18 protein-coding genes are annotated in these 15,719 nt (G+C 71.3%); 7 read left to right on the top strand and 11 right to left on the bottom strand.

Annotated features, from left to right (window positions below):
- Positions 1-134: 134 nt before the first annotated feature.
- A complete protein-coding gene (locus ACVJO7_RS29125) occupies positions 135-932 on the top strand; it encodes an Rv1486c family protein (protein ID WP_491675577.1) in 798 nt (265 codons plus the stop codon).
- 58 nt (positions 933-990) lie between these two features.
- On the opposite strand, the gene ACVJO7_RS29120 is transcribed toward ACVJO7_RS29125, so the two are convergent.
- Both ACVJO7_RS29120 and ACVJO7_RS29115 read right to left on the bottom strand, forming a co-directional pair.
- The gene (locus ACVJO7_RS29120; protein ID WP_344017423.1) at positions 991-1,878 is read right to left on the bottom strand and encodes a LysR family transcriptional regulator; all 888 of its coding nucleotides are present in this window, start codon (positions 1,876-1,878) and stop codon (positions 991-993) included.
- Between the two features lie 40 nt (positions 1,879-1,918).
- Entirely contained in the window at positions 1,919-2,119 is a 201-nt protein-coding gene (locus ACVJO7_RS29115; protein WP_491675576.1) for a hypothetical protein, read from the bottom strand.
- 67 nt (positions 2,120-2,186) lie between these two features.
- Between ACVJO7_RS29115 and ACVJO7_RS29110 the strand changes: the two genes are divergently transcribed.
- Both ACVJO7_RS29110 and ACVJO7_RS29105 read left to right on the top strand, forming a co-directional pair.
- Positions 2,187-3,242 carry an FAD-binding protein gene (locus tag ACVJO7_RS29110; protein ID WP_491675575.1) on the top strand — a complete coding sequence of 352 codons (1,056 nt, stop codon included), beginning with the start codon at positions 2,187-2,189 and terminating at the stop codon, positions 3,240-3,242.
- Between the two features lie 23 nt (positions 3,243-3,265).
- The gene (locus ACVJO7_RS29105; protein WP_491675574.1) at positions 3,266-3,667 is read left to right on the top strand and encodes a DUF2834 domain-containing protein; all 402 of its coding nucleotides are present in this window, start codon (positions 3,266-3,268) and stop codon (positions 3,665-3,667) included.
- Here ACVJO7_RS29105 and ACVJO7_RS29100 read toward each other — a convergent pair.
- Complete coding sequence (locus ACVJO7_RS29100) at positions 3,653-4,795, bottom strand: response regulator receiver protein (protein ID WP_491675573.1); 1,143 nt, start codon at positions 4,793-4,795, stop codon at positions 3,653-3,655. The two genes, ACVJO7_RS29105 and ACVJO7_RS29100, sit on opposite strands and share 15 nt — an antisense overlap.
- Positions 4,796-5,422: 627 nt before the next feature.
- On the opposite strand from ACVJO7_RS29100, the gene ACVJO7_RS29095 reads away from it, so the two are divergent.
- Complete coding sequence (locus ACVJO7_RS29095) at positions 5,423-8,437, top strand: Tn3 family transposase (protein ID WP_491675572.1); 3,015 nt, start codon at positions 5,423-5,425, stop codon at positions 8,435-8,437.
- A gap of 206 nt (positions 8,438-8,643) precedes the next feature.
- Here ACVJO7_RS29095 and chrA read toward each other — a convergent pair whose 3' ends face one another.
- From chrA to ACVJO7_RS29060, 7 genes are all read right to left on the bottom strand, one after another.
- Entirely contained in the window at positions 8,644-10,095 is a 1,452-nt protein-coding gene (chrA, locus tag ACVJO7_RS29090; protein WP_491675571.1) for a chromate efflux transporter, read from the bottom strand.
- Between the two features lie 36 nt (positions 10,096-10,131).
- On the bottom strand, positions 10,132-10,563 hold the full coding sequence (locus ACVJO7_RS29085) for a chromate resistance protein ChrB domain-containing protein (RefSeq protein WP_491675570.1): 432 nt from the start codon (positions 10,561-10,563) through the stop codon (positions 10,132-10,134).
- Positions 10,564-10,566: 3 nt separating this feature from the next.
- Positions 10,567-11,031 (bottom strand): Chromate resistance protein ChrB, encoded by a 465-nt coding sequence (locus tag ACVJO7_RS29080; protein WP_491675569.1) that lies wholly within the window; start codon positions 11,029-11,031, stop codon positions 10,567-10,569.
- 130 nt (positions 11,032-11,161) lie between these two features.
- Positions 11,162-11,377, bottom strand: coding sequence for a DUF378 domain-containing protein (locus tag ACVJO7_RS29075; protein WP_491675568.1), 216 nt, complete (start codon positions 11,375-11,377; stop codon positions 11,162-11,164).
- Between the two features lie 150 nt (positions 11,378-11,527).
- Positions 11,528-11,764, bottom strand: a complete 237-nt coding sequence (locus ACVJO7_RS29070; RefSeq protein WP_491675567.1) for a DUF1259 domain-containing protein — start codon at positions 11,762-11,764, stop codon at positions 11,528-11,530.
- Positions 11,715-12,143, bottom strand: a complete 429-nt coding sequence (locus ACVJO7_RS29065; RefSeq protein WP_491675611.1) for a transposase — start codon at positions 12,141-12,143, stop codon at positions 11,715-11,717. Before ACVJO7_RS29065 ends, ACVJO7_RS29070 begins: the two co-directional genes overlap by 50 nt.
- Positions 12,144-12,189: 46 nt before the next feature.
- A protein-coding gene (locus ACVJO7_RS29060) for an IS3 family transposase (RefSeq protein WP_491675566.1) occupies positions 12,190-13,355 on the bottom strand; the annotation gives its coding sequence in 2 pieces (ribosomal slippage) (positions 12,190-13,068 and positions 13,071-13,355; 1,164 coding nt in all).
- A 262-nt stretch (positions 13,356-13,617) separates the two neighbouring features.
- On the opposite strand from ACVJO7_RS29060, the gene ACVJO7_RS29055 reads away from it, so the two are divergent.
- Positions 13,618-14,760, top strand: a complete 1,143-nt coding sequence (locus ACVJO7_RS29055; protein ID WP_210036869.1) for a calcium/sodium antiporter — start codon at positions 13,618-13,620, stop codon at positions 14,758-14,760.
- 141 nt (positions 14,761-14,901) lie between these two features.
- The gene (locus ACVJO7_RS29050; RefSeq protein WP_281072849.1) at positions 14,902-15,111 is read left to right on the top strand and encodes a helix-turn-helix domain-containing protein; all 210 of its coding nucleotides are present in this window, start codon (positions 14,902-14,904) and stop codon (positions 15,109-15,111) included.
- Here the strand turns inward: ACVJO7_RS29050 and ACVJO7_RS29045 are convergent.
- Positions 15,057-15,233: a hypothetical protein gene (locus tag ACVJO7_RS29045; protein ID WP_210037164.1), complete on the bottom strand. Its 177-nt coding sequence runs from the start codon at positions 15,231-15,233 to the stop codon at positions 15,057-15,059. The genes ACVJO7_RS29050 and ACVJO7_RS29045 overlap by 55 nt on opposite strands.
- Positions 15,234-15,415: 182 nt before the next feature.
- On the opposite strand from ACVJO7_RS29045, the gene ACVJO7_RS29040 reads away from it, so the two are divergent.
- Positions 15,416-15,646, top strand: coding sequence for a hypothetical protein (locus tag ACVJO7_RS29040; RefSeq protein ID WP_491675565.1), 231 nt, complete (start codon positions 15,416-15,418; stop codon positions 15,644-15,646).
- The last annotated feature ends 73 nt before the right edge of the window (positions 15,647-15,719 follow it).

Here is a 15,719-nt window from a genome sequence, read left to right as displayed (position 1 = left end):
ATCGGACGGCCGCCCGCGGTGACCGGGCGCGACACGCCCACCCGGCCGTGGTGACACCGTGCAGGCGGCGGGACACGCAGCGTCACCCACGTGCCGGGGTGTGCGGACGGTGATCGACGGTTAGCCTGACCGCCGTGTCCTGTGCCTCCGCGACCCTGGCCGTGTGGGCCTCGGCCTGGCTGGCCGGGGCCGCGGCCCCCGATGACGTCCTCGACGCGCTCGCCCCGTGGTCCGACGCGCACGACGTGCTGGCCGCCGACTCCGCGTCGTCCGCGCTCACCGGCCTGCCCGGGCCGGGTGAGCGGCCCACCTCGCTCGCGCTACTGCTGGCCGCCGTCCGCCGCGGCGGGCCGCGCGGGCACGCCCGGCTGGTGCTCGCCGCGCCCGGGGACGTCCGCGGGCTGCCCGGTCCGGGCGGGTTCTCCCGGGAGGCGACGACCACCGGTGAGGGCGTGCTGTTCACCGACGCCGGCTTCGGCGTGGTCCCCTCGCCGATCGCCGACGGCGTGGTCCGCTGGACCGGCTACGCGGTGCCCGACAGCGGCCCGGTGCCCGAGTACGTCGCCCTGAACGAGGCCGAGCGCGAGCTGCGCGGGCAGGTCCGCAACGCCGCCGCGGCGATCTCCGATCTCGGCGTGGCCCGGCACCGCCCGGGGGTGCGCGAGGAGATCGCGGCGTCGCTGCGCCGGCGCCCGCGGGCGCTGTGGCCGCACGGCATGCCGCCGCAGGCGCTGCGGGTGCTGCAGCAGGCCGACGAGGTCGACGCGATCCTGTCCGCGGCCGCCGGCGACGATCCGGGCGGCGCGCTGTCGGCGTCCGCGGCGGTGGCCCGCTCGGACGCGCTGCGGCCGATCGCCACCGCGGTGCGGGTGGCCCGCCGGGCCGCGGTCGGCGAGGCGGTGCGGGTGCTCGTCTCGGTCCCGCGGACCTGAGCGGGCGGATCGCCCACCCGGCGTGCGCGGCCGGACCGGTGCCGGACGAACGCGGCACTCACCCGGTGCCCAGGTTCTCCAGCAGGGCACGGGCCGCGGGGCCGGCCGGTCCCCCGGCGCGCCAGGCCAGGTGCAGTCGCGTGCGCACCTCGGGTTCCAGCGGCACCGCCACCGGCGGGCGGTCCAGCGCGAGCACCGCGGGTGCGCGCAGCGCCGGTTCGGGGACGATCGCGACCCCGGCACCCGACGCCGCCAGCCGCAGCAGCAGGTTCATCGACCCGGCCTCGAACGCCACCCGGGTGGCGGTCCCGTGTGCGGTCAGCGCCGTGTCGAGTGCGGCCCGCAGACCGTGTCCCGGTGGTAGGCAGATCAGCCGGCGCCCGGCCAGCCCGGCGAGCGGGAACACGTCGAGCCCGGCCGCGGTGTCGTCCGCGGCGACTGCCGCGACCAGCCGCTCCTCCATCAGCACCCGGCTCTCGATCCCGCTCGGCGGATCACCCGGGAGCCCCAGCACGGCGACGTCGAGGCGGCCGGACCGCAGCTCGCCCAGCAGGTCGTCAGCGGTTCCCTCGCGCAGCGTCACGTCGACCCCGGGGTGCGCGGTCGCGAACGCGCCGACCGGATCGGCGAGCACGGTGTCCGGCAGCGACGACGCCATCCCGACGGCCACCCGTCCGCGCACCAGCCCGCGCAGTGCCGCGATCGCGTCCCGGGCGCCGTCGGCGGCGGCCAGCGCGGCCCGGGCGTGCGGGAGCACCGCGAGCCCGGCCTCGGTCGGCACCACCGCGCGCGGGCCGCGTTCGAGCAACGTCTCCCCCAGCTCGCGTTCGAGCTGCCGCAGCTGCGCGCTGATCCCGGGCTGGGCGACGTGCAGCACCTCGGCCGCCGCCGTGACGGTCCCCTCGTCGACGACCGTGACGAGGTACCGGAGATGGCGAAGTTCCATAACCAGAAATCCTAGCTCGTAGCCGATCCAGCTCTTGGACTTATACTTTCGGCTGCTCGACGGTGGTCCCATGAGAACGACACAGACCCTCGTCGACGAGTTCGCCGCGGCGATCGCCGGGCCGGTCCGACCGGCCGGCGATGCGATCCCCTCGTTCCAGACCGGCCTCGTCCACCGGCCCGCCGTCGTGGTCGAGCCGCTCGACAGCAGCGACGTCGCGGCCCTGCACCCCGTCGCGCACCGCCGGAACCTCCCGCTGACGGTGCACGCCACCGGGCACGGCCTGCGCGCACCCCGCCGACGGCGGGGTGCTGGTCGCGACCCGGCGGATGGCGGCGGTACGGATCGATCCCGCGCAGCGGCTGGCCCGGATCGGCGCCGGGGCCCGCTGGGCCGAGGTCCTCGCCGCGGCGGCCCGGCACGGCCTGCGACCGGCCGCCGGCAGCGCCCCGTCGGTGGGCGTCGTCGGGTACCTGTTCGGCGGGGGCCTCGGGCTGACCGCGCGCACCGACGGCTGGACCGCCGATCATGTCCGTTCGATCGAGCTGGTCGACGCCGCCGGCGCGGTGCGCACCGTCGACACCGGCGATCCGGAGCGGTTCGCCCGGCTGCGTGGCACCGGCCCGGCCGACGGCGAGATCGTCACCGAGGTGACGCTCGGACTGCTCCCGGCCGGTCCGCTGACCGGGGGCGGGCTGGTGCGGGTGCTGGGCCCGGCCGACGAGCCGGCCACCGACCCGGGGGCGCTGCACGCCTGGCTGGACTGGACGCGCGACCTGCCGTCCGACATCACCTCCGGATTGTCCCTGGTCCCGTACCCGGACCTGCCGTTCCTGCCGGCGGATCTGCGCGGGCGGCGGGTGCTGCGCGTCGCCGTCGTCGTGTGCGGGGACGGCGCCCGGGCCGATGCGCTGCTCGCCCCGCTGCGGGCCGCCGTCGCTGCCGACGAGGACACGATCGGCCCGCTGCAGCCGTCCGGGATCGGCCGGGTCCATGCCGAGCCGGAGTCCCCGCACGCCTACCTGGGCGACGACCTGCTGCTCTCCGACGTCGAGAGCGCCGGGCTCGACCGGGTGGCCGCCCGGACCGGCCCGATGGTGGTCACCGGCATCCGGCATCTCGGCGGGGCCGCCGGCCGGGCGGCCGTGGTGCCCGATTCGGTGCCGGGCCGGGACGCGTCGTACCTGGTGGGTGCGCTCGCGCCGTTCGGGTCCGGAAGCGGGCCGGAGGTGGTCGGTGCCGGGCCCGCCCGGAGTGAGGTGGACGGGGTGCTGGCGGGGTTCGCCCGGCACGCGACGGGCAGGCACCCGTCGTTCCGGTTCGGACCGACGGCTCCCGGGGCCGATGGTAGCGTTTCTGGATAGTCTCACTATCCATCGGAGGAGTCATGTCCGTCGCAGCTCCCGGCCGGCTCGCGCTCGCGGTCGTCTGGTTCGCGCTGTCCGCGGCCGGCCTCGTCGGCACCTGGGCGTTCAACATCGCGTTCTTCGCCGATCCGGGCGGCCTCAGCTATCTCGGCGGCTGGTTCGCGAACGCGGCGAGCTCGTCGGCGGCGGTGGACGTGATCGTCGTCGCGCTCGCGGCCTGTGTGTTCATGGTGGCCGAGGGCGCCCGGCTCGGCTGGATCCGCTGGGTCTGGGTGCTGGTGCCGCTGAGCTTCGCGATCGCGATCGCGTTCACCTTCCCGCTGTTCCTCGGGCTGCGGGAGCTGGCGCTGCGCCGCCGGGCCGGGACGCGCGACACCCGTCCGGCCGGCGCGACCCCGGCCCGGGGGTCATCCGCCGCGTAGCGCGGCGACCAGCGCCGCCAGATCGTCGGCGTGCAGCCGGCGCTCCGCGGCGCCGGACTCCAGCTCGCGGATCCGGTCCCGCGCGGCCCGTTCGGCGCCGGCGAGCGCGTCCCGCTCGCGACCCGCCTGCTCGGCCGCCGCCGCGTGGCGGTCGCGATCGGCCGTAGCCGCCTGCGCGGCCTCGGCCAGCCGGTCCCGCTCCGCCGTGATCGTCGCCAGCTCCTCCGCGTGGCGGTCCCGCTCGGCGGCCGACCGCTCCCCCGCGGCGCGCAGCCGGTCCCGCTCGGCACGCAGCTCGTCGCGTTCGGCGGCCGCGGCCGCCGCGGTGTCGCGCCAGGTGTCCCGGTCCTCGCGCACCGCGCCGGCCTCCGCCCGGGCCGCGGCGAGCGCATCGCGCAGCGCGGCCGTCTCGGCGCGTGCCCCGTCGCGCTCGCGTTCCCCCGCGGCGGCACGGTCGGCGGCCGCGTCCCGCTCCTGCCCGGCCCGGGCCGCGTCGAGCGCCGCCTGCTCCCGGTCCCGCTGGGCGGCGGCCGCCTCGGCCCGGGCCGCATCCGCGTCGGTGATCGCCCGGTCCCGCGCGGCGACCGCGTCGGCCGCCTCCTGCCGGGCCGCGCCCCATCCCTCGGTGGCCTGCAGCGCGGTGGCCGCGGCCTCCTCCGCGCGGGTCACCGCCTCGGCGCGCTCCCGGCGGGCGGTGGCGGCGACCTTCTCCGCCTCCCGCGCGCGGCCCAGCGCCGCGTCCCGCGCGGTCTCGGCCTCCTGGCGGGCCCGGTCGGCCTCGGCCGCCGCGGTGCGGGCCCGCTCGGTGGCGGCGAGCGCGTCGCGCTGCACCTCGTCGAGCCGGTCCTGCACGGCGGTCAGCGCCGCGGCGAGCTCGGCGACCGGCCCGGCGACCGCGGCGACGTGCTCGCGGAGCCGGTCGGCGTCCAGCGCGAACGCCCCGGCCCCGGTGTCCAGGCCGAGCGCGCCCAGCGCCTCCCGCTCGGCCCGCGCCATCTGCGAGCAGGTGCGCCCGCCCTCCCAGCGGGTGTCCCGGCAGAACGACCGGGGGCGGCCGCCCTGCGGCCCGGGAGGCGGCAGCTCGGCCCGGCAGCGGCTGTATGCGCAGCGTACGGCGGTGTCGACCACGCCGAACACCGTATCAGTTCGCTGCTTACAAACTCAGTAACCAGTTCTAGGTTATGAGAAACTGATCCATCGACCAACAGAACCATCGTTTCGTTGGCGACTACGCGGAATCGCCCGCACCCCCCGCGTACCCGCACTGGTTCGGCCGGTTCGCACAGGATCGGATCCCGTGCGAACGCGACGAACCCGAGCGGATGTGGCCGGGCGAGCGCAGCCGGGCTACCGGGCGAGGCAGCCGGCGAGGGAGGGAGCCCGGGACCGGTTGGCCGGGGGGGCGGGGAGAGGAGCCGGGCGGGTGCAGCAGGGGCGGCCGGGCGGGAGGGAGGCTGAGCGGGATCGGCCGTATGGAGCTCGGCCGGGAGGAGCAGGCGTCCCAGGGCCCCGTGGCCGTAGGCGCGCCGGGCCGAGGCGGGCGGACCGGGGGCGAACCGACCGAGCGGACCGGGGCGACCGGAGCGGGCTCGGCCGGAGGCACGGGAGTGGGTACCCGGCGGCGGCGGTGCGGACTTGGGGTAGCTGGTCCATCCGGTGCGAAACCAACGCCAGGCCCGGCGGTAGGCAGGCGGCGTGCTGGTCCTAGCGTGACCCCCGTTCGTGTGACGGTGCCCATCACTGGCTGGGGGTCTGGTGTCGACCCGCGATGTGTTCTCCGCTCATGAGTTGGCCCGGCTGCGCGGGTTCCGGGAGATCAGCTCGGAAGAGCTGATCCGGTACTTCACCTTGACGGCTGCGGATGAGGCGTTTGTGCGCTCGATGCGCCGCCCGACGACGGTGCTGGGCGTGGCCGTGCAGCTGTGCACGCTGCCGTGGCTGGGCTTCGTTCCCGACGACGTGACCTCCGTACCGCGCGTGGCGGTGGCACGGCTGGCTGAACGGCTGGGCCTTGATCCGGACGAGCTCGTGGGATACGGGCACCGGGAGCAGACCCGCACCGACCATCTGCGGGCGGTGATGGCCTACCGGGGCTGGTCGAGCCTTGATCCGCTCTCAGGCAAAGAGCTCGACGAGTTCCTGCTGGCGCGGGCGATGGAGCACGACTCGCCGAGCTTGCTGTTCCGGCTGGCTTGCGAGCATCTGCTCACCGAGCGGGTGGTGCGCCCCGGCCCGGTCAAGCTGCTCGAGCGGGTCGCGACCGCGCGGCGCCGCGCCGAGCGCGAGACCTACGACCGGGTCGCGCACCTGCTGACCACGGCCCGTTGCGCGGAGCTCGACCGGCTGCTGGTCGTGGATCTGGAGCTCGGCATGACCTGGCTGCGGTGGCTGGGCACCGGCCCGACCGAGGCGTCCGCGGCGGCGGTCAAGACCGAGGCGCGCAAGCTGGAGTTCCTGCGCGGACTCGATGCCCACACGCTGGACCTGTCGAGCCTGCCCGCGGAGCGGCGCCGGCACCTGGCCGCGGTTGGTCGCCGGAGCTCGATCCCATCGCTGTCGCGCCGCGAGCCGCATCGCCGCCATCCGATCGTGCTGACCTTGCTGGCCCAGTCCGCGGTCGACGTGCTCGACGAGGTGGTGGCGCTGTTCGATCAGGCGGTCTCCGCGCGCGAGTCCCGTGCGCGGCACAAGCTGGCCGACCAGCTCGCCGAACGCGCCAAGCGCGGGGAGGACAAGCTCGCCCTGGCCGAGGAGATCCTGCCGGTACTCGCCGACCCCGCGGTGCCCGACGAGCAGGTCGGTGGGCTGCTGCGCGACCGGCTCGGGATGGGCCGCCTGGCCGCCGCGCTGGCCGAGCCGGCCACGCCCCGGTTGCCGCGCGACCACGGACACCTCGCGGTGATCGACGACTCCTACGGCTACCTGCGCCAGTTCACGCCAGAGGTGCTGCGGGTGCTCTCGTTCGCCGGCGGCCCTGCTGCGGCCGAACTGCTCGATGCGGTGGAGATCCTGCGCGGACTCAACGCCTCCGGGGCCCGCACCGTCCCGGCCGAGGCGCCGGCGGGGTTTGTGCCGACCCGCTGGCGCGGCTACCTGGACGACGCGGCCGCCGCCGGTGACCGGACCGCCTACCGGCACTACTGGGAGCTCAGCGTGCTGCTGTGCCTGCGGGACGCGCTGCGCAGCGGGGACGTGCACGTTGCCGGGTCACGGCGTTACGCAGACCCCACCGCCTACCTGATCGACCCGCAGGCGTGGCCCGCGCAGCGCAACGAGTTCTGCGCGCTGGTCGGCGTCCCCGCTGACCCCGCCGCCGCACTGACCCGCGCCGGCCAGGAGCTGGCGAGCACGCTCGGCGACCTTGACCGGATGCTCGCCGACGGTCAGGACGACGTGCGTCTCGACGAGCACGGGCAGCTAGTGGTCGGATCGCTGACCGCGGAGGACCTGCCCGCCGAGGTCGACGCGCTACGCGACGAGCTGACGGCGCTGCTTCCGTTCGCCCCGCTGGTGTCGGTACTGATCGAGCTGGACCGCCACGCCGGGTTCCTGGACTGCTTCACCCACGCCGGCGGGGCCACCCCGCGCTCGCGAGAGCTCAAGCGCAACCTCCTCGCTGTGATCATCAGCCAGGCCACGAACCTGGGCCTGGCCCGGATGTCCGACACCTCGGGCATCGCCTACGACACCCTGGCCTGGACCCAGGAGTGGTACGTGCGCGAGGAGACGCTGCGCGCGGCGAACCTGGCCCTGGTCGCCCACCACCAGCAGCTGCCAATGACCCACGTATTCGGCGGCGGCACCCTGTCGTCCTCGGACGGACAGCGCTTCCCCACCAAGGGCAAGTCGCTGACCGCTCGGGCACTGTCGCGCTACTTCGCGGACCAGGGCTTGAGCTCCTACACCCACCTCTCCGACCAGCACGCCGTGTTCGGCACCAAGGTCATCGTGGCCACCGACCGCGAGGCCCCGTACGTCCTCGACGAGATCCTCGGCAACCAGACCGACCTGCCGATCACCGAGCACGCAACGGACACCCACGGCGCGAGCCTGCTCAACTTCGCGCTGTTCGACCTGGCCGGGCTGCAGCTCTCGCCTCGCATCCGCGACCTCGGCAAGATCACCCTCGGGCGCCTGGCCAGCCGCGCCGAGACCACCGCGACGTTCCCGACCGCGGGCCCGCTGCTTACCCGCAGGATCAACACCGCGCTGATCACCGAGCACTGGGACGAGATGCTGCGCCTGGCCGCCTCGCTGAAGTACGGCCACCTCACCGCGTCCCTGATCGTCGGCAAGCTCTCCCGCGTCACCCGGCAGCACACCCTGGCCGCCGCCCTCAAGGAGTACGGGCTGCTGCGCCGCACCATCTACGCCGCCCGCTACCTGTCCCGGGAGGACTACCGGCGCAAGATCTCCCGCCAGCTCAACAAGGGCGAAAGCGTCCACGCCCTGCGCCGCGCGGTCTTCTACGCCAACGAAGGCGCCGTACGCCGCCGCCACCTGCACGAACAGACCGCGCAGGCGTGGTGCCTGACCATCGCGACCAATGCGATCAGCACCTGGACCACCGAATACCTCGGCCTGGCCGCCGACCAGCTGCGCGCCGACGGCCGCCCCGTCGACGCCACGCTGCTGACCCACATCTCCCCGGCCCAGAGCGAGCACATCGGACTGATCGGCACCATCACCGTCGACGTCGACGCGGAACTCGCCCAGCTCGACCCGACCGGCCACCGACCGCTTCGGCAGCCAACGGCTCTCGTCCCGTAAGCGGATCCTGTTACGGACGCTGCTCGACCACGATGCTGCGCGGCGTCGCGGTTCGAGCGGTAGTCGCTGTTCTCGGCCCGGCGCGGCCACGGGCTTGTCCGTCCCGGTTCCGCCAACCCGGGTCCGAATGTGACGATCGCGGTGATCCTGACCGCCACACTGTCCGCGGTTCAGCCCAGGCTGGCCGGACGGCGTCGATTGCTGTTTTAGGTCACTGGTAGCCCGGTGAGTGCTGCGGTCAGGCCGAGGAGTGCGCAGAGCCCGAGGGTGCGGAGTACGGACCAGCGCAGTCGGAAGATCATGAGTATCGCGATGACGGTGATGGCGATGGGTACGGGTCTGATGCTGGTGATGTCGGGCAGTGTCGGGTTGAGGATGCCGAGCTGGAGTGGGGTGGTGTTCGCGAAGAGGGTGTGGGTGGCGAAATAGAGGGCGAGGTTGGCGATGACGCCGACGACGGCGGCGGTGATGCCGGTCAGTGCGGCGGAGAGGGTGTGGTTGTTGCGGAGGCGTTCGATGTGGGGTGCGCCGAGGAAGATGAACAGGAAGCAGGGCACGAAGGTGACCCAGGTGGTGATGACGGCTCCGAGCACTCCGGCGACCCAGGGGTTGAGGCCGCCAGGGTGGTGGTAGGCGCCCAGGAACGCGACGAACTGCACCACCATGATCAGTGGGCCGGGGGTGCTCTCGGCGAGTCCGAGGCCACGGACCATGTCGCCGGCCGATAGCCAGGCGTAGGTTTCCACGGCGCGTTGGGCGACGTAGGCGAGCACGGCGTAGGCGCCGCCGAAGGTCACGACAGCGGTGCCGGAGAAGAACAGGCCCTGGGTGGTGAACACGCTGCCCACGCCGGTGAGCAGGGCGACGGCGAGCAGGGGGAGTCCCCACAGGGTGGCGCCGATCAGGGTGATGCGTCCGGCGCGGGTGAGGGTGGGTTTCTCGGCGTGCAGGGCGTCGTCGGCGATCAGCGGCTGGGGGCCGTCGGTGTCCTCGGCGCTGCGGGTGGGGCGCAGCGCGTGCGGTTTGGCCTTGGTCAGCAGCCATCCGGTGAGCGCGGCGACGGCGATGACGATGGGGAACGGGATAGCGAACAGCGCCAGGGCGAGGAAGGCACCGATGGCGATGGCGATCAGCGCGGGGTGAGTGAGGGCGCGGCTGCCGACGCGGTGGACGGCTTGGGCGACGATGGCCACGACTGCGGGTCCGATCCCGGCGAAGATCGCGGCGACCAGGGTGGTGTCGCCGAATCCGACGTAGATGGCCGACAGGGCCAGCAGGGCGACGAATCCGGGCAGGACGAACAGGGTCCCGGCGGCGAGGCCGCCACGGACGCCGTTGAGTAGCCAGCCCACGTAGATGGCCAGTTGTTGGGCTTCGGGGCCGGGCAGCAGCATGCAGTAGTTCAGGGCGTGCAGGAAGCGGCGTTGCCCGATCCAACGTTTGTCGTCGACCAGGGTGCGTTGCATGACCGCGATCTGCCCGGCTGGCCCGCCGAAGGTCTGGAGCGAGATGGCGAACCAGGTCCGCAGGGCCTGCCGGAACGGCACCAGGTCGCCGGGCCGCGGCGGGGATGGGGCCGCGGTCTGCGGTGTGCTCTCGGTGGTGTCGTGCGATGGGTTCGGTGGGGTCGCCTCGGGCTGGTCAGGGGTGCGGGTCATCGATCGTGGTTCCTCGGTGGACGCGGGGAGGTCAGGTCAGGCGGGTTCGCGGCCGAGCAGGGTGGCCCGGCGGTAGTACTCGTAGAGCCCGTCGAACAGCGGCCGGGTGTGGGCCAGGACCTGCTCGTCGTCGCAGACCATGGACAGCGCCCGCAGCGCGACGTCGATGCCCGGGGCCTCGGGGGCGTCGAAGCGTTCGTCGTCGAGGTCGGCTTCGTGGATGATCTCGGCGATGCGCCACAGCACCGGGTCGGTGAGGTCGTAGCGGCGCAGGATCGTCTCGAAGCTGCAGTCTCCCTGGGAGTGGCCGAGTTCGACGCCGGGCATATCGAACGGGGTCGCCTCGGCGGGTACTTCGGCGGGGTCGGCGACGAAGACGAACTCGGCCTCGGCGTCGATGGTGCGGCGGATCAGCCAGGCGCAGGCGGCCCGGTCGATGTGGATGTTGGCGCGGGTGGCCCATTGCATCGGTCAGCTCTCCTGGGCAAGATCGGATCCGGTGGGCTGCAGCAGCGCTTCGACCGCGCGGCGGGCCTGTTCACGTTCGGCCGGGGGGAAGTAGTCGCGGCGGGTGATGCGCCGCATCTCGGCCCGCAGCCGCCGTGCCGCCGAGCGGCGCGCGGTCTCCTGCAGGCCGGCGGCGCTGGTGGCTTCCTCGGCCAGGGCGCGATATTCGGCTGCCCGGGCCGCGGCCATGGAAGCGGCGAGCTCCCGCTCCTGGGCGAGGCTGGCGGGACGGGCGATCCAGATCCCGGCGGTGCCGCCGCCCTCGATGATCTCGTCGGCCAGCCATTCCAGGTGCTCGCGGGTGCGCGCGTCGGCCGGGAGTGCGACGACGCCGTCGGCGAGTTGGGCCACGCCGAGGCGTTTGAGCTTGCGCCACACCGCGATCCGCGGGGTGGAGGGCTCCCGCGGCATGCGGTAGGACAGCAACACCCACTCCCCGGGTCCGCGTGGGTCCGCCGCCGTCGATGACATGCAACCATGGTTGCATCCAACCGTGGTTGCATCAAGGGTCTTCGTGGGTCCCCGGGGTGGCTTGGCCGAGAGCGGTCCGGGCGCGCCGCTACCGGGAGGGCTTCGGGGGGAGGCCGAGGACGCGGGCCAGCCAGTACAGCCCGGCCAGGCCGATGAGGCCGAAGACGATGTCGTCGAGCGGGTCGGCGATCGGTTCGAGGGCCGCGTCGAGGACGTTGACGTCGGTGATGAACGCGGCCCAGGCGAACGCACCGACCAGCAGCAGGACGAAGGCCACCCAATCCAGGGCGTTCTGCGGTCGCATCTTCGGGGTCCTTCCCATGGTGAGGCGTGCGGTTTCAGGTGCGGGCGTACCGGGCGAGCTGGGCTTGTTGTTGCGTGCTCGTCCCAGCGGGGACTGGCAGGCGTGCGCGGTGGCGGATCATCGGCGTGGGTGAGGTAGTGCCAGGTGTGCCTACTTCGGGGGTTTCACCGCGGTGGCGTCCAGTGCCGGGCGCAAGGCTCGGGCGAGTTGGACGGCGTCACCTTCGCCCCAGAAGTGGGTGTAGAACAGGCGCGGTTCGTCGTTGATGCCGTGGTTGTGCAGCGATACCACGGTGATGCCCTGTTGCCGGAGCGCGCTGAGAGCGTGTTTGAGAAGATCAAGTCGAGGGCGTGAAGATGCGTCGTTGCTGCCGGGTGGCGGGCCCACCGCGGGCGAGGCGTCGGGTCATGGTGTTGATCGCGGCCCAGCGGATCATGGCCTCGGAGGTGGCGCGGTGGCGTTCGTAGTCGCGGGCCAGGCGGCGGTGGGCGGTCAGCCAGGCCAGGCTGCGCTCGACCGCCCAGCGCCGTGGAATGACGACGAACCCGCGCTGACCTGTAGGTTTGCGGACGATCTCGATCGTGGTGCGCAAGAAGGTCTGCGCCCAGTCGACCAGGCGTCCGGCGAACCCGGCGTCGGCGAACACGAACCGCACCGCGGTAGCCAGATAGGCGCCGAGCAGAACCGTCTTCGCGCCGTCGCGGTCCTGACGTCCGGCGGTGCACACCATCACCGTGAGCAGCAGACCCGTCGTGTCAGTCACGATGAACCGCTTCCGGCGGGACTGGTGCGCCGATAGGTGACAGCTGGGTTTAGGCCGCCAGGCTGACGGTCGGGTTCATGATGGTCTCGTACTCGATGGGGGTCAATCGGCCCAGGCTGTCCTGCCGGCGGCGGCGGTGATAGGTCCGCTCGATCCAGGTGATGATCGCGATCCGGAGTTCCTCTCGAGTGCGCCACCGCTTGCGGTCCAGGACGTTCTTCTGCAGCAGGGCGAAGAAGGACTCCATCGCGGCGTTGTCTCCGGCAGCACCGACTTTCCCCATCGATCCGATCAGGTGGTGGCGGTGCAGAGCACGCACGAACTTCCTGGAGCGGAACTGCGATCCGCGGTCCGAATGCACGATGCAACCCGCGATGTCGCCGCGGCGGATAACGGCATTGTCCAGGGCGTTCACTGCAAGTCGGGACTTCATTCTGGAGTCCATGGAGTAGCCCACGATCCGACCCGAGAAGACGTCCTTGACCGCGCAGAGGTAGAGCTTGCCCTCGCCAGTCGGGTGCTCCGTGATATCGGTCAGCCAGAGTTCGTTGACATCGTCAGCGGTGAAGTCTCGCTGGACGAGATCATCGTGCACTGGCGGGCCGGGCCGCTTGCCGTTCTTGCCTCGCTTCTTCCCGAAAGCGGAGAACCACTGGTTGTCCCGGCAGATCCGCCATGCGGTCCGCCGACACATCACCTCGCCAGCATCGGCGGCTTCGTCGGCCAGCAGTCGGTAGCCGAAGGTGTCATCGTCGCGGTGCGCGTCGAACAGGGCGTTGGCCCGGTAGGCCTCGACCAGTTCGGCCTCGGTGACCTGCTGTTTCCGCCAGCGGTAGTAGGGCTGGCGGGAGAGCTTCAAGACCCGCAGGGACACCGCGACGGGGATCCCGTCAGCGGCGAGCTCGGTCACGAGCGGGTAGAACCTTTTCCCGGCAGGTTCGCCTGGGAGAGGTAGGCCGCGGCACGGCGGAGGACCTCGTTCTCCTGCTCGAGCAGCCGGATCCGCTTGCGCGCATCGCGCAGCTCGACCGAGTCCTCCCGGGTCTTGCCGGGCCTGTTGCCGTCCTCGACGTCGGCTTGACGCATCCAGTTCGTCAGGCACGACTCGGATATTCCGAAGTCACGCGCGATCTGGGAGAGCTTCTGGCCAGGTTCGCGGTTCCTCGCGACGCGGACGACGTCGTCACGGAACTCCTGGGGGTAGGGAGCAGGCATGATGCACATCCTTCCCTGCAACGCTCCTCAGCGCCGCAGATCATGTGACGCCTACCCGCGCATCAGTCCCAACACGGTAGGGTGGGACACCTGAAAGGTGCTCCTTCCGGCCAGGGATTACGAGACTCGACACCCCGTATCATCCCAGGCCAGGAGCACCTTTCTCTATGACGCCCACCCGTCGAGACCACACCCCAGTGAAATCTCGAGGTCAGCGGGTGCTCGTGGCAGGGCCTGAACTGTGGTCCGTACACTCCTACTCATGGATGTGCTTGATATTGGACGGATCGTGACCGGACTGGTGCTGCTGGTCTTGGGTGGGGAATTTTTGGTGCGTGGGGCGTCAGCACTGGCCGGACGTTTCGGGATTTCGTCATTGGTGATCGGTCTCACCGTAGTGTCAGCGGCGACGTCGGCACCCGAGTTCGCAGTGAGCGTCGGTGCTGTACTGCGTGATGAACCGGGGCTTGCCGTGGGCAATGTGGTTGGCAGCAACATCGTTAATGTCCTGCTCATCCTGGGACTGTCCGCGCTGGTCGTTCCCCTCGCTGTAAAGCGGAGGCTGGTCCGCTTTGACCTGCCCCTGATGGTCGTCTTGTCAGTTCTACTGCTCCTTGTGTCCCTGGATGGGAGGATCAGTGCGGTGGACGGGCTGATACTATTTTTCGGTGTGGTGGTCCACACCATAATGTCCGTGGTGATTAGTCGGCGGGACGCCAAGACCGCGGTGAATGCCCGGGAAGGGACAGGAGATTCGGCAACCGTCGATCCAGCCGACGAGGAAGGGGCTGCGCTAGGCGCCTCGGTCAGCAGGTCGCTCTTCTTTGTGCTGCTGGGGGTCGCGTTGCTGGTCGCCGGTGCCACGCTGCTCGTGGAAGGAGCAGTGAACATAGCCACCACGTTGGGCGTAAGCAGCCTCGTGGTCGGACTGACCGTTGTGGCTGTCGGGACATCGCTGCCCGAGCTGGCGACGTCCATCATTGCCGTGCGTCGCGGTGAACGGGACCTAGCGGTGGGCAACGTGGTCGGCAGCAATATCATGAACATAGGGGTAGTGCTAGGACTAACCGCGCTCATCTCTCTTGAAGGCATTCCCGTATCCGGCGCCGCAGTGGCCTTCGATATCCCAGTAATGCTGGCGGCCGCAGTGGCACTACTGCCGATCGCGTTCACGGGCTTCGCGGTGGCGCGTTGGGAGGGCGGCTTGTTCGTGGTTTTGTACGCCGCCTACACCGGATACCTTGTGCTGGCTGCCACAGCGCACGATGCACTGGAGGGATTCACCGTAGCCATGGCGTGGTTCGTGCTGCCGTTAATCGCACTGACGCTCATTTCCTTTACAGCCTACGAAATCGGGCTCCGCAAGGGACGCCGAGACCTGGACCAGACCACGACTTCGACGTAGACCGTCGAGTGCATTCGGCTGCTGGCTTCATTCAGGTCGTCGGCTGAATGTAAATCGGCAAGAGATGACTGTCGGTTGGTGGTGTCATAGCGTCGTAGCAACACTCCCGGTCGGTGGGGGCTCGAGGCGAGGAGGCCTGGGATGGTGCGGCGGCGACTCACGTTCACGGAGCGGATGGAGATCTCGACGGGATCGAAGGCCGGGTGGGGAGTCCGGAAGATCGCGTCTCACCTGGGTGGATGCCCTTCGGTGGTCTCCAGAGAGCTTCGACCGAACTCGACGAAGACGCGCGGCTATCAAGCCGTGACCGCGGACGTGAAAGCGCAACGCCAGCGGGCGTTGGCCCGGTAGGCCTCGACCAGTTCGGCCTCGGTGACCTGCTGTTTCCGCCAGCGGTAGTAGGGCTGGCGGGAGAGCTTCAAGACCCGCAGGGACACCGCGACGGGGATCCCGTCAGCGGCGAGCTCGGTCACGAGCGGGTAGAACCTTTTCCCTGAATATTCGCTTCTTTGGGGTCCATCGGTCGTGTGTTCGGGGGCCACTGCGCTGATCGGCCGATAGTGCGCGTGGGGACCACTCATGGCGTGCTTCGGGGCCACCGTGCTTAGGCTCCTTCCGTCGCGTGTATAGGGCACGCGGCGGAAGGAGACCATTCATGGTACGGAAGATCAGAGCCAAGCTGGTGCTGCAGTTACGCGCCGAGGGCCTCTCCGCACGAGCGATCGCGGCTTCACAGGGGATGTCGCGGAAGTCCGTCACCGCGGTGCTCGAGGCCGCCGACACGGCCGGGCTCGGCTGGGACGACATCAAAGACAAGACGGATGCCGAGGTCTACGGGCTGGTGTTCCCGGGTCGAGGCGAGCATCAGACCCGAATCCGTGAGTAGCCGCCGAGCTGATCATGACGGCGAGAAGTTGATGTTGTTCGGGTCGCGGATCGGCTGTCGAGCAGCGCGGCAG

It is taken from the genome of Pseudonocardia sp. DxW (assembly GCF_058448985.1).
Note: the sequence above shows the minus strand (reverse complement) of the source record. Positions and strands in the feature narration are given on the sequence as shown.